The 14652-nt window shown below is 46.1% G+C and carries 11 protein-coding genes and 1 pseudogene; 3 read left to right on the top strand and 9 right to left on the bottom strand.

The genetic code is table 11. The annotated features are described in order from the left end of the window. Positions 1-11: 11 nt before the first annotated feature. The 9 genes and pseudogenes from bamA to rpsB all read right to left on the bottom strand — a co-directional run bounded on the left by bamA (position 12) and on the right by rpsB (position 10090). Positions 12-2426: an outer membrane protein assembly factor BamA gene (gene bamA / locus VV1_RS08830; protein WP_011079770.1), complete on the bottom strand. Its 2415-nt coding sequence runs from the start codon at positions 2424-2426 to the stop codon at positions 12-14. Positions 2427-2471: 45 nt separating this feature from the next. After that, complete coding sequence (gene rseP, locus VV1_RS08825) at positions 2472-3830, bottom strand: sigma E protease regulator RseP (RefSeq protein ID WP_011079769.1); 1359 nt, start codon at positions 3828-3830, stop codon at positions 2472-2474. Continuing rightward, entirely contained in the window at positions 3827-5035 is a 1209-nt protein-coding gene (ispC, locus tag VV1_RS08820) for a 1-deoxy-D-xylulose-5-phosphate reductoisomerase (RefSeq protein ID WP_011079768.1), read from the bottom strand. The genes rseP and ispC overlap by 4 nt, the downstream gene beginning before the upstream one ends. Positions 5036-5093: 58 nt before the next feature. Next, positions 5094-5936 carry a phosphatidate cytidylyltransferase gene (locus VV1_RS08815; RefSeq protein ID WP_039555283.1) on the bottom strand — a complete coding sequence of 281 codons (843 nt, stop codon included), beginning with the start codon at positions 5934-5936 and terminating at the stop codon, positions 5094-5096. A gap of 12 nt (positions 5937-5948) precedes the next feature. Further along, positions 5949-6704, bottom strand: coding sequence for an undecaprenyl pyrophosphate synthase (uppS, locus tag VV1_RS08810; protein WP_011079766.1), 756 nt, complete (start codon positions 6702-6704; stop codon positions 5949-5951). Positions 6705-6800: 96 nt separating this feature from the next. Then, positions 6801-7357: pseudogene (gene frr / locus VV1_RS08805) on the bottom strand (ribosome recycling factor). A 91-nt stretch (positions 7358-7448) separates the two neighbouring features. After that, positions 7449-8174 (bottom strand): UMP kinase, encoded by a 726-nt coding sequence (pyrH, locus tag VV1_RS08800; protein ID WP_011079764.1) that lies wholly within the window; start codon positions 8172-8174, stop codon positions 7449-7451. A gap of 214 nt (positions 8175-8388) precedes the next feature. Then, complete coding sequence (gene tsf, locus VV1_RS08795; protein ID WP_011079763.1) at positions 8389-9231, bottom strand: translation elongation factor Ts; 843 nt, start codon at positions 9229-9231, stop codon at positions 8389-8391. Positions 9232-9361: 130 nt separating this feature from the next. Continuing rightward, positions 9362-10090: a 30S ribosomal protein S2 gene (rpsB, locus tag VV1_RS08790; protein WP_011079762.1), complete on the bottom strand. Its 729-nt coding sequence runs from the start codon at positions 10088-10090 to the stop codon at positions 9362-9364. 373 nt (positions 10091-10463) lie between these two features. Here rpsB and map point away from each other — a divergent pair, with 373 nt between their 5' ends. The 3 genes from map to VV1_RS08775 all read left to right on the top strand — a co-directional run bounded on the left by map (position 10464) and on the right by VV1_RS08775 (position 14640). Beyond that, on the top strand, positions 10464-11342 hold the full coding sequence (gene map, locus VV1_RS08785; protein ID WP_011079761.1) for a type I methionyl aminopeptidase: 879 nt from the start codon (positions 10464-10466) through the stop codon (positions 11340-11342). Positions 11343-11451: 109 nt separating this feature from the next. Further along, entirely contained in the window at positions 11452-14073 is a 2622-nt protein-coding gene (glnD, locus tag VV1_RS08780) for a bifunctional uridylyltransferase/uridylyl-removing protein GlnD (protein WP_011079760.1), read from the top strand. Between the two features lie 183 nt (positions 14074-14256). Further along, positions 14257-14640 (top strand): DUF3461 family protein, encoded by a 384-nt coding sequence (locus VV1_RS08775; RefSeq protein WP_011079759.1) that lies wholly within the window; start codon positions 14257-14259, stop codon positions 14638-14640. Positions 14641-14652: the final 12 nt, after the last annotated feature.

The following is a 14652-nucleotide window of genomic DNA, read 5'->3' as shown; positions in this document are numbered from 1 at the left end:
TTTCCTCTGTTTTAGAAGGTTCTGCCGATTGTGAAAGTGAAGAATTCTTCGTCGTCACCTTCGTAAATATTAATAGGTTTCGCTAACGAGAAGACCAAAGGTCCCATCGGTGACATCCATTGCAACGCCACACCGTAAGATGAACGGTAATTGGTTGGATCGGAGTAATCGTAGTAGTACTGATTGCCATAATCGGCACCGGACTTACGGTAGTCAAATTCCGTATCCCAAACGCTCGCCATATCATAGAAAATACTGGTACGGATTTGGCTACGTGCTTCATCAGAGGCAAATGGGGTTGGTACGATCAACTCAATACTGGCCAGTGCAATGGCATTACCACCCACTGAGTCATCCGTCGCGGTATCCGAACCGTTATTTGAACCACTGTAGTCACGATAAACCGCTTTCGGGCCTGCTGAGTTCGAACCGAAGCCACGTAAGGTGGTAAAACCGCCTGCGTAATAGTTTTCATAGAATGGGAACAAGTTGTCATTGCCATCCGTTTGACCATAACCATTACCGTAACCCAAGCGACCACGGAACAACAAAGTGAACTCATGTTTCTTCGTTAACGGAACATACTGTCTCACATCGTACTGCATTTTGAAGTACTGAACGTCAGAGCCAGGTACGGTCATCTTGTAAAATGCGCGCTGATGGTTACCTGCGGTTGGGAAGTAACCACGGTTCAGGTTGTTACGCGTCCACGACAGTGTGACATCAAAGTCATTGGTATTTAAAGCCCCATCAGAGTCAATATTCGACGCTTGTGCTTGTAGGAATTGTTCTACCTGTAAGTAAGGTGACAAGTTACCGATCTTGTTGTGGGTATAACCCACACCAATTTCAAAACGGTTCAACTCATCGAAGGGAAAGCCCCATGTCAAGTTGGCACCATAACTTTCATTGGTATAGTCAACAATGCCCGCTTCAGATGCTTCAAACTCGTTGTAGAAGATCTTACCGCCAAGGCTCACACCATCGAGGTTCCAGTATGGGTCACGATAATCTAAGCTCACGTTCTTTTGGTAATCGTTCATCATCGCGCTGATACCAACGCGGTTTCCGCTACCCAAGAAGTTGTCTTGCTGCAAACCAACCTGGAAGCTCACGCCCGATTCAGTACCGTAGCCAATACCAAAGTTCACGCTACCTGAGTTTGCTTCTTTTACGTTGTAAACCAGGTCTACTTGGTCTTCGCTGCCCGGTACACGAACGGTTTGCACATCCACCGTTTCAAAGAAACCGAGACGATTCAAACGCGTTTTACCCGTTTCAATCGCTTTTGAGTTCAACCAGCTACCTTCCATTTGACGCATTTCACGACGCAACACTTCATCACGTGTTGAGTTGTTACCAGTAAAGCGGATATCACGAACATAGATACGATTACCAGCTTCAACGTGAACAACCAGTGAAACTTGTTTGTTCTCATCGTCAAATTCAGGAATCGTGCTCACTTTAGGGTAAGCGTAACCTGCTTCACCCAATACACGTTTGATGTTTTCTTCAAGCGTAGTGACGGCAGAACCGTTATACGTTTCACCCGCTTCGAAAGGCACGAGAGCCTTAAACTCTTCCTCTTTGCCAATCAGTTCACCACGGAAGTTAACCTCTTTGACGCTATACGGTTCGCCCTCATCCAGCACGAGAGTGATATAAACACCCTTCTTGTCCGGTGAAATAGCCACTTGAGTCGATTCCACGTTGAACTTTAAGTAACCTCGGTCAAGGTAGAAAGAGCGCAACGCTTCAATATCACCAGACAGCACTTGTTTCTGGTACTTCTCATCAGCAAGGAAATTCCACCAAGGCACATCCACGTTCAAGTTAAAACGAGAAAGTAGCTCGTCATCAGAGTAAACGGTATTGCCGATAAAGTTGATTTGCTGAATTTTGGCAGACACGCCTTCGGTGAAGACAAATTTTAAGTCTGCACGATTACGTGGTAATGGCGTCACAACTGCTTTTACTGTTGCGTTGTATTTGCCCACGCTGTAATAGAAATCTTCGAGACCTTTCTCAATATTGCTGATGGTTGTTCGATCAAGCGCCTCGCCCTCACGAATACCCGAAGCATCAAGGTTCTGTTGAAGCTGTTCTTCTTTGATCGCTTTGTTACCAGAAAACGAAATGCTTGCGATCGTTGGTCGCTCTTTCACTTGCACTATCAGCACATCGCCATCACGGAGAACTTTGACATCCTCAAAGTTACCTGATGCGTATAACGCCTTAATGATCGCCGATACGTCTTTTTGTTCAACCGTATCACCCACGCGGACGGGCATTTTAAGCAATGCAGCACCGAGTGCTACACGCTGTAGTCCTTCAATTTTAATGTCTTGTACAACAAAGTTTTGGGCTCCGTTTGCGGACACGCTGGTTGCCAATAATGTTGCGAACAGAATCTGCTTGATCGCCATAATTGTTTTAATTATTCCTTGCTACTGCTCTTTGTCTCTGAACCATCACAGACGAGTAAAATCATTAAATAATGCCAACGCCATCAGTGAAAAAATCACTGCACCGCCGATGCGGTATCCCATTTCCTGAATTTTCTCAGGCACTGGACGTCGGATGACTGCCTCAATGGCAAAAAACAACAGATGTCCACCATCTAACATTGGAAGTGGCACTAAGTTAATTATCCCTAAGTTGATACTGATAAGGGCAAGAAAGCCAAGAAAGTAGACTAAGCCATAGTCTGCTGTGGCGCCTGCACCTTTGGCAATAGAGATCGGTCCGCTTAGGTTATTTAAACCCACATCACCAGTTATCAGCTTCTTCAGCATGCTAATGGTCAGATCGATAACTTGCCCAGTTTTCTCAACGGCTTTGGCTACAGATTCGAATACACCAAATTGGAGATCGAAGCGATAACTTTCCGGCCATTCTGCGACTTCTGGAGCAATACCTGCAAAACCGATCACACTACCATCAGACAACGAACGGCTGTCTGGTGTTAATGTGAGCACTTGCCTCTGCCCAGCACGCTCAACTTCAACAGACAATGATTTAGAAGGATTCGAACGAATCCACTCTACAACATCATCCCACTGTTCAATTGGTTGTTGATCGATGGCCACCAATCGGTCACCGTTCACTAAGCCCGCTTTTTCTCCTGCACCACCTTGAGAAACATTAGCTAAACGCGTGAAGATCTCAGGCGAAAAAGGACGAAAACCGAGTGACAACATCGCTGACTCTTTTTCAGGGTCAAACTTCCAATTGGAAATATCCAACATCACCGTGCGTTCGGAGCCTATTTCCTCGGAAGGCGCTACCGTAACCGCCATCTGGGCATCACCAATATGAGAAATCAACTGCATGTTGACCGATTCCCAATCGGGAGTTTTGATACCTGAAATGGCTTTTAGTTCCATTCCGGTTTCAATTCCCGCTTCAGCGACAATAGAATGCGGGGTCACAGGGCCAATCACAGGTTTGACGGCTGGTATACCGATGAGAAAGACTAACCAGTAGGCAAAAATCGCAAACAAGAAGTTAAATATCGGCCCTGCGGCGACGATGGAAGTACGCTTCCATAACGGTTTGCTATCAAAAGCATATTGACGGTCATCGTCATTGAGTTCATCAACACGTCCATCCAGCATTTTGACGTAGCCCCCTAAAGGGATCACGGAAATACTGTACTCGGTGCCGTCTTGGCCGACCTTACTCCAAATGGATTTACCGAAGCCAATTGAAAACTTCTCTACTTTCACGCCACAACGGCGCGCGACCCAAAAGTGGCCAAACTCGTGCACGGCCACCAAGATGCCCAGCGCAACGATAAAGGAGACTAGGTTCCACAAGATATCTGTCATTGTGCACGCTCTCTAACAACTTCATCGGCTAATGTTCTTGCCATTCTATCGAGCTCTAATAAGCTTTCCAAGCTATCTAGGCCGGATGCTAACGACTGTTTACATACTTGGTTTAAAACTGAGTCATTCACCCTGGCGATATCTGTAAATTTAATTTGGCGAGCAAGAAATGCCGCCACCGCCACTTCATTGGCAGCATTAAGCGTCGTTGTCGCATGCTGACCTAAGTAACACGCCTCAATCGCTAGTGCCAAACACGGGTAACGTTCAAAATCAGGTTGTAGGAAAGTGAGTTCGCCAACTTGTGTGAAATCCAACGGTTTCACACCCGCTTTAACGCGTTCGGGGTAAGACAGGGTTAACGCAATCGGCGTCGCCATGTCTGGCTCACCCATCTGAGCCAACACCGAGCCATCGAGATATTGCACCATCGAATGGATCACTGACTGGGGATGAATGATCACTTTAAGCTGATCTCTGCTGGCATTAAATAACCATTTGGCTTCGATATACTCTAAGCCTTTATTCATCATCGTCGCAGAATCAACCGAAATTTTTGGCCCCATAGACCAGTTAGGATGAGCAATCGCCTGCTCTGGTGTCACTGCTTCTAATTCGGCCACATCAGTGTAACGAAACGGCCCACCAGAACCGGTCAATAGGATATGGCTCACCCCTTGAGACGCTAAGTCACAGCGACCAAGATTGCCCTGAACGGTTTGAGGTAAACATTGAAAAATGGCGTTATGTTCACTGTCTACAGGCAACAACTGAGCGCCTGATTTTTCGACTTCATCAATAAACAGTTGCCCAGACATGACTAAGGCTTCTTTATTCGCCAGCAAAATACGTTTGCCTGCTTTGACTGCCGCCATGGTAGGGACTAGACCTGCCGCTCCAACAATCGCGGCCATCACGCTGTCTACCTGCTCAAGCGTAGCGACATAGCAAAGTGCTTCTTGTCCACCAAGAACTTGTGTGTTGGGAGCCAAGACGGCAAGCGCCATTTTAAGACGCAGCGCAGCTTCTTTATTGGCCATAACAGCGTATTCCGGCTGCCATCGTTGGCAAAGTTGCTGCATTTTCTCCACATTTGAATCTGCAGCCAAGGCAACCACAGAAAACTTATCTGGGTTTTGTTCAATGACTTTTAGAGTGCTTGCACCAATTGAGCCTGTTGCACCTAGAATCGTTAGCTTTTGCATAACTGTTGACCGAATAAAGAAACAAAAGGGGAAACGGCATCATCTCCCCTTATAAATATCAGAACAAGAAATAAAGAAGAGCAAAAATCGGAAATGCGGCAGTAAGGCTATCGATTCGGTCAAGGATACCGCCATGACCTGGAATGATATTACTGCTGTCTTTGATGCCCGACTCTCGCTTAAACATACTTTCGACAAGGTCCCCAAGCACCGAAATAACCACGGTGGCAAGCGTAATCAAAACCATGTGTAGTGGGCTAGAGAATGGAATGTCAAACCAACCAGAGAAGAACCAACCAACAATAATGGCAGTAATAACGCCACCAATAAGGCCTTCGATGGTTTTGTTTGGACTCACTTTAGGTGCCATTTTACGCTTACCCAAAGTTTTACCCGCGAAATAGGCACCGCTGTCTGCTGCCCAAACTAAGAGACACACAAACATCACCAGTTTTGCACCAAAATAAGGGGCGCTTTCAATATCAACGGCGCGTAATAAAATCACGCTCCACATGAAAGGAATAAGGGTAAGCAAGCCAAAAAGGTGACGTAGAGGTTTGTGACCTTGCCAACTCTGTGTGGATTTAGGATAAGTGATGGCCAAAGCACTGGCATAGAGCCACCAGATACTGCCTGCTGCTAGCATGAGATAGTGCGGCAGGCCAATTTGATTCAGACTGGCAGAATCGGCTTCAATCCAGAAAAAACTGCCGATCGTCACAACAACCGCTGGCAGCATGGCTTTGATACGAGACTTTGCCTCAACAAATTGAGTCCACTCCCAAAAGCCCAAAAAAGTCACGGCTGTAAGCGCTGCGATAAAAAGTGGTAGAGATAATTCAAAAATCCCCAGGATTACCAAAGGTGCAAGAATTAGTGCAGTAATTATTCTTTGTTTCAAACTCATTGATCCTTATTGAGCACTCATCAGGGCCTTGATTTGCTCGCCAGTACAACCAAAACGGCGCTCGCGATTTACAAACCATGTGATCGCCTCAATCAGGCTTTCTTCACCAAAATCGGGCCAGAATACAGGAGTAAAGTACATTTCAGCATAGGCCATTTGCCACAACATAAAATTACTAATGCGGCATTCTCCACTCGTGCGAATGAGCAGGTCCACTTCTGGCAGATCTGACATGGTCAGATGCTTAGCAATGTCGTCTTCCGTAATGTCCTCAGCCGACAGATCACCAAGTGCCACTTGCTGCGCCACTTTTTGTACGGCCTGAGTGATATCCCATTTGCCACCGTAGTTAGCAGCAACATTAATCACCATACCCGTGTTACTTGCTGTTAGCTCTTGTGCTTCTACAATCTTTTTTTGCAAACGTTCGCTAAAACGTGAGGTATCACCGATGATGCGTAAACGCAGGTTATTCTTATGTAACTTCTTCACTTCGCTAGACAGTACGGTGATGAAAAGTTCCATCAACAATCCGACTTCCTCTTCAGGACGACGCCAGTTTTCACTACTAAAAGCAAACAACGTAATGGCTTGGATATTCAGTTTCGATGCAGCTGCGATGGTTTTACGAACGGCGCTAACCCCTTTTTTATGTCCGAAGACGCGAGGTTGACCCTTAGATTTAGCCCAGCGACCATTGCCGTCCATAATAATGGCAATATGCTTAGGAAGAGATTCGGTGAAGAGTTGAGAATTTTGCATAAAGAGTTAACTGAGTTCCATCAGTTGGATAGAGTAACACAAAAAAACGCTGTGCTGCGAACACAGCGTTTTCCAACAGTGATGTGAATGGAAATATTAAACTTCCATCAACTCTTTTTCTTTTGCCGCAAGAACGTCGTCGATCTTCTTCACTGCAGCATCAGTGAGTTTTTGAATTTCGTCTTGCGCTTTACGATCTTCATCTTCTGAAATTTCTTTTTCTTTCAGTAGCGCTTTAAGATCGCTGTTTGCGTCACGACGGATGTTACGAACTGCGACACGACCACCTTCAGCTTCACCACGAACGATTTTTACTAGGTCTTTACGACGTTCTTCTGTTAGCGGGGAAGTGGAACACGAATAACAGTGCCTGCAGACATTGGGTTTAGACCAAGGTCAGACATCATGATCGCTTTTTCAACTTTCTGAGTTAGCTCTTTATCAAAAACAGTGATAGCCAGTGTACGCGCATCTTCCGCAATTACGTTCGCTACTTGAGTTAACGGCGTTGCTGCACCGTAGTAATCTACAGAGATACCAGACAGCAGACTTGGGTGCGCACGACCAGTACGAACTTTAGACAGGCTGTTTTTAAGCGCTTCAACACTTTTTTCCATGCGCTCTTGCGCGTCTTTTTTAATATCGTTAATCACGGTTTCACCTTAAAAATGTCGTCTTTCTACTAGAAAGCTTGTTCGGGGTTCGTTTACGCCATTGCCTTATCTGCAATGGCATATTAACAGCTTAGGCGGTAATTAGCGTACCTTCAGCTTCACCCATCACCACGCGGCGCAAAGCACCCGGCTTGTTCATGTTAAATACGCGGATTGGCATTTTGTGGTCACGTGCCAATGTAAATGCTGCCAAATCCATCACTTTCAGTTCTTTTTCAAGAACATCGGTGTAAGAAAGCTTATCATACAGCTCTGCGTCTGGGTTGGCTACCGGGTCAGCAGTAAATACGCCATCCACTTTAGTCGCTTTTAGAACTACATCCGCTTCAATCTCAATACCACGTAGGCAAGCAGCAGAATCCGTAGTGAAGAATGGGTTGCCAGTACCTGCGGCAAAAATAACCACGCGACCTTGGCGAAGTTCGCGGATGGCGTCTGCCCAGTTGTAGTCATCACAAACACCGTTAAGTGGAATTGCAGACATCACGCGTGCATTTACGTAAGCACGGTGTAGCGCATCGCGCATCGCTAGGCCATTCATTACCGTTGCTAGCATACCCATGTGGTCACCCACAACACGGTTCATACCAGCTTGCGCTAGACCAGCACCACGGAACAAGTTACCGCCACCGATAACCACACCAACTTGTACACCAAGTTCTACTAATTCTTTTACTTCCTGAGCCATACGATCAAGTACAGTAGGGTCAATACCAAAACCTTCTGAGCCTTGCAGAGCTTCGCCACTCAGTTTTAACAGAATACGTTGATACGCTGGTTTAGGGTTAGTCGTCATGGAGTACACCTTACAAAAAAGAGTTGTTGGTTAACAGTCATGAATTGAGATTAGGGAAGAGCGTGGTGAGGAATGACTTTCTCACTCTCATCTCGTCACTGGCTAATGCAAAAGTCAGTGTTCAATCCCAATTCATCACGGCTAAAATTTACCGCTTATTCGTAAAAAGACCGCAGCCTTGGCTACGGTCTAATCTTTGCACAATCTCTAAGGATTAACCTTTTTGAGCCAGTGCAACTTCTTCTGCGAAGCTTAGGCCTTCAGCCTTCTCGATACCTTCACCAACTTCTAGGCGAACGAAAGTAACAACAGAAGCGCCACGCTCTTTAAGGATTTCAGCAACAGATTTCTTAGGTTCCATTACGAATGGTTGACCAGTCAGAGAAACTTCGCCAGTGAATTTCTTCATGCGGCCTTCAACCATTTTCTCTGCGATTTCTTTTGGCTTACCTTCGTTCATAGCGATTTCTACTTGAACTTCACGCTCTTTCGCTACAACGTCAGCTGGTACGTCTTCTGGGTTCACGTATTCTGGGCGAGAAGCCGCAACGTGCATTGCGATGTGTTTTAGAGTTTCAGCATCACCTTCACCAGCAACAACAACACCGATTTTCTCACCGTGACGGTAAGAAGCTAGCGCAGTACCTTCAACGAACTGAACGCGACGGATGTTGATGTTTTCACCGATCTTAGCAACTAGAGCAACACGCTCTTCTTCGAATTTAGCTTGTAGCTCTTCGATAGACGCTTTAGATGCCAATGCTTCAGCTGCAACTTTGCCAGCGAATGCAGTAAAGTTACCGTCTTTAGCAACGAAGTCAGTCTGACAGTTTACTTCAAGAAGAACTGCAACACCGTTTTCTTCTTTGATGAAGATTGCGCCTTCAGCTGCAACGTTACCAGCTTTCTTAGCTGCTTTCGCTGCGCCAGACTTACGCATGTTTTCAATTGCTAGTTCAACGTCGCCGTTAGTTTCAACAAGCGCCTTCTTACATTCCATCATACCTGCGCCAGTACGTTCGCGCAGTTCTTTTACTAGAGCAGCAGTAACAGCCATTCTCTATTCCTCAGTTAATTCTGGATACGGTAAAAATCAGGGGCCAGTATTTCGGCCCCTGATGCTAACTATAACTTAGTTTATGCGACAAACAGGTTGCACATGGACTAAGTGTGACACAGAGCCGCGATTATTCAGCTTCTACGAAACCGTCTTTCTCAGCTACAGCTGCAACGTCTTTGTTACGGCCTTCAGTTAGAGAAGAAGCCGCTGCGTTCAGGTATAGTTGAACAGCACGGATAGCGTCATCGTTACCTGGGATGATGTAATCAACGCCGTCTGGGTTAGAGTTTGTATCAACTACTGCGAATACTGGAATGCCCAGGTTGTTCGCTTCTTTGATAGCAATGTGCTCGTGATCAGCATCGATTACAAATAGAGCGTCTGGAAGACCACCCATATCTTTGATACCACCAAGAGACTTCTCTAGCTTCTCCATTTCGCGAGTGCGCATTAGAGCTTCTTTCTTAGTAAGCTTGTCGAAAGTACCGTCAGTAGACTGAACTTCAAGCTCTTTTAGACGTTTGATTGACTGACGAACAGTTTTGTAGTTAGTCAGCATACCACCCAACCAACGGTTGTTTACGTAGTACTGGTTGCTTGCGATTGCAGCTTCTTTAACAGCTTCAGATGCAGCGCGCTTAGTACCTACGAAAAGAACTTTACCTTTTTTCTCGCCAACTTTAACTAGCTCAGCTAGAGCTTCGTTGAACATTGGTACAGTTTTTTCTAGGTTGATGATGTGAACGCGGTTACGAGCGCCAAAGATGAATGGCTTCATTTTTGGGTTCCAGTAACGAGTTTGGTGACCGAAGTGTACACCCGCTTTCAGCATATCGCGCATTGATACAGTTGCCATTTTAAAATCCTCTATGGGGTTAGGCCTCCACATCCCCCATGTATCCGACCCTAGCCTAATCGCTGGGCACCCCGGAACATGTGTCGGAATGTGTGTGATTTAAAGAAAAAGTGTTTTTGGAAGAAGCCTGCTTCGCCATTAAGTTTCTCTTAACGAAGAGAACAGTCCTCATTTCCGGCGCGCTTTATACCATATTTTGCCCATTGAAGGCAAAAAAAAATGCATTTAGCAACGAAGCCAAACGAACACAACCCATAAAAAATGGCCCTGGGTATACTCTCGTTTTTCAGACAAATACACATTCTCATTTCTTCCTGTTAGAATGCCGCATCAGCACACTCTGATGTGCCCCCGAATTAAGTAGAGAAAGCCAATGTCAATTAAGATTAAAACTACTCAGCAAATTGAGCGCATGAGAATTGCCGGTAAACTGGCCGCAGAAATCCTGGAAATGATTGAGCCATACATCAAGGAAGGGGTGACAACAGATGAACTGAATCAGATTTGTCACGATTACGCTCTAGAAAAAGGTGCTTACTCTGCTCCATTGGATTACCACGGTTTTCCTAAATCGATTTGCACGTCAATTAACCATATTGTTTGCCACGGCATTCCAGCATCAAAAGATGAAATCGGTAGCAACGGCCAAATGAAACCTGCAATTTTGAAAAATGGCGATATCGTTAACGTTGATATCACCGTCATTGTGCCTGACGATGAAAAAGCCGATTTGTCTGTTCGTCCTCAAGGTTTCCACGGCGATACTTCAAAAATGTTCCTAGTTGGCGACGTTTCTCCAGCCAACAAACGCCTTTGCATGGTGGCACAAGAAGCCCTGTACATCGGTATGCGTCAAGTTAAACCGGGTGCTACCGTGGGTGATATTGGTACCGCGATCGAGAAATACATCAAAGACAATAATAAAAACAACCCACGCAATAAGTTCTCTATTGTGAAAGATTTCTGTGGTCACGGCATTGGTGATGAGTTCCACGAAGAACCTCAAGTCGTTCACTACCGTAATAGCGATCGTCGCGTGTTAAAAGAAGGCATGTGTTTTACTATCGAACCGATGATCAATGCAGGTAAATTCGGTTGTACTGTCGATGCTGAAGATGATTGGACGGTTTACACTGGTGACGGTAAAAATTCAGCACAGTGGGAACACACGATTCTCGTCACTAAAGAGGGTTGTGAAGTGCTCACTCTGCGCAGTGAAGAATCCATTCCTCGCCTTATGAAGAATATCTAATCCCATCGGATCATTTCGTTTTTCTATCCCCGCCTACGCGGGGATATTTTTTATCAGTCGCAACTCTGTTACATTCTTTAGCAGATAACGATTGCACGGATAGCAAACTATGGCTTTTCAATCTCCCCTCACCTTCAATGACGAACAACTGACGGTTGCCCAACTCAAATCACAGCTCGATCTTTTTGCCAATGCGCAGAAACAAGCGTTTCTTAACCATCATCCGGTGACAGACTTAGTGCTCTCACGCGCGGAATATATGGATCTGCTATTGACCCGTCTTTGGCGCTACTACGGGTTTAGCGAAATTCATAATATTTCCTTAGTCGCGGTGGGAGGATATGGTCGAGGTGAGCTTCACCCGCTATCCGACATCGATATACTGGTGCTCTCTAAACACAAATTACCCGGTGAGTTAGAGACCAAGCTGAGCGAGTTCATCACTTTGCTTTGGGATTTGCGCTTAGAAGTGGGTCATGCTGTCCGCACGGTCGAGGAGTGCGCAGCAATAGGCCGTGAAGATTTGACCGTCGCCACTAACCTGCAGGAAGCTCGATTGCTGTGCGGCAGTGAAAACACCTTCCAAGATTTGAAAAAAGTGGTGCTCTCTGACTCCTTCTGGCCCAGTGAGACCTTCTACCGTGCCAAGATTCAAGAACAGCGTGAGCGCCATGCGCGTTATCACGATACCACTTACAATTTGGAGCCCGACATAAAATCGACACCGGGTGGATTGCGCGACATTCATACCTTAAGTTGGGTAGCGCGTCGTCATTTTGGTGCCACTTCGCTGCTTGAGATGAGCCGCTATGGTTTTCTGACCGATGCCGAGTATCGCGAACTGGTGGAATGCCAAGATTTTCTATGGCGAGTGCGTTTTGCGCTACACATCGAGCTAAAACGTTATGACAATCGATTGACCTTCGCCCATCAAATACAAGTCGCTGAACATTTAGGCTTTAAAGGTGAAGGGAACCGCGGCATTGAAATGATGATGAAGGAGTTCTACCGCACACTTCGCCGTGTAGCGGAGCTCAATAAGATGCTGCTCAAGCTGTTTGACCAAGCCATCATTAACGGTGGAGAAACCGAGCCAGCGGTCATCATCAATGAAGATTTTCAACGCCGAGGGCGTTTAATCGAGGCGCGCAAACCTGCGTTGTTTCAAGCACGTCCAGAAACCATCCTTGATATGTTTTTGCACATCGCCAACGATTCCACCATTGACAGTGTTAGCCCGCCAACGTTACGCCAATTGCGCACCGCTCGCCGCCGTTTGAACAAATTTCTTCATACCATTCCGGAAGCGCGTGAAAAATTTATGGAGCTGGTTCGCCACCCGAATGCGCTTCATCGAGCCTTTAGCTTAATGCATAAGCTTGGGGTCTTAGCCGCCTACCTTCCCCAATGGAGCCAAATTGTCGGCCAGATGCAGTTTGACCTTTTCCACGTCTATACCGTGGATGAACACAGTGTGCGACTGCTTAATCACATTAACACCTTTAGTTATGCGAAAAATCACGACAAACACCCCATCTGCTGCGAAGTTTATCCTAGATTGCAAAAGAAAGAGTTATTGCTCCTCGCCGCCATTTTCCATGACATTGGCAAAGGGCGCGGTGGCGATCACTCAGAAATTGGTGAAAAGGAAGCATACGATTTCTGTATCGAACACGGCCTTTCCAAGCCTGAAGCCAAGCTGGTATCTTGGCTGGTACGACACCATCTGCTGATGTCGGTCACGGCCCAGCGCCGAGACATCTATGACCCCGAGGTGATCACTGAGTTCGCCAAACAAGTACGCGATGAAGAACGTTTGGAATACTTGGTCTGCCTGACCGTTGCGGATATTTGTGCAACCAACCCAGAGCTTTGGAACAGTTGGAAACGGACCTTGCTTGCGGAGCTGTTTTACTCCACCCAAAGAGCCTTACGACGTGGATTGGAAAATCCAGTCGACGTGCGTGAGCGCATTCGTCACAACCAGCAACTCGCATCGGCTTTGCTGCGCAAAGAAGGCTTTACCGCGCGTGAAATCGAAGTATTGTGGCAACGTTTCAAAGCGGATTATTTCCTCCGTCACACTCACAAACAGATCGCCTGGCATTGCGAACATATTCTGCGTATGGACAACCCTGAGCAGCCTTTAGTGCTGATGAGTAAAAAGGCCACTCGTGGCGGTACAGAAGTGTTTGTTTATACCAAAGACCAACATGCGCTCTTTGCCACCGTGGTGGCAGAGCTAGACCGTCGTAATTTTAACGTGCACGACGCACAGATCATGAGCAGCAAAGACGGTTACGTACTGGATACCTTTATGGTACTTGACCAACACGGCCAAGCGATCGACGTCGACAATCACAAAGCGGTCATCAAACATCTGATGCACGTGCTAGCTGATGGTCGTCCCACCAAAGTTAAAACCCGTCGTACGCCTTATAAGTTGCAACATTTCAAAGTGAAAACCAAAGTGGATTTCCTACCCACGAAGAGTAAAAAACGCACCTTGATGGAACTGGTGGCGCTCGATACACCGGGGCTACTTGCGATTACAGGCGCGACCTTCGCTGATATGGGATTTAACTTACATGGGGCAAAAATCACCACCATAGGTGAGCGAGCGGAAGACTTATTTATTCTTACTAGTGAGAATGGCGGACGACTCAGTGAAGAGCAAGAACTTCAGTTACGTGAAAAACTGATTCACAACATCGCCGAACTCGCCCCTTAACCTCATCATAAAATTCTGCTTTTGATAAATCCCTCAGCATGCTCTGCTGAGGGATTTTTTCACCAAGGATACCGAGCGCGATCTCGTGCACAACTTAGTCAATTGGTCGGATTATCAGCTATCTACCACATGATTTGACTGCTACATTGAATCTTAACAGTCATACCTAAATAGAGGTCGCTTATGTATCCACACCTCACTGGACTGGGTATTCATGATCCTAGCCAGATTGAACGCTATTCACTACGTCAGGAAGCGCACAAAGACGTATTAAAAATCTATTTCCACAAGCAAAAAGGCGAGTTTTTTGCCAAAAGCGTGAAATTCAAGTATCCACGACAAGTCAAAAATGTCTTGGTTGATAGCGGTAGTCATCAATATAAAGAAGTCACGGAAATTAATCGCAACCTCACTTTAGTCATTGATGAGCTAAATAAAATTACCAAGCCACCCAAACAAGAAGATGTGGATATCAAACAAAAGATCCTCACCGATCTGAAGCATCTCGAGAAAGTGGTGGCGAGCAAAATTGCCGAAATTGAAGCGGATCTCGAAAAACTCAAATAAGCGAAGCTCTTC

Origin of the sequence: Vibrio vulnificus CMCP6 (assembly GCF_000039765.1) — a bacterium.
Taxonomy (GTDB): Bacteria; Pseudomonadota; Gammaproteobacteria; order Enterobacterales; family Vibrionaceae; genus Vibrio; species Vibrio vulnificus_B.
Note: the sequence above shows the minus strand (reverse complement) of the source record. Positions and strands in the feature narration are given on the sequence as shown.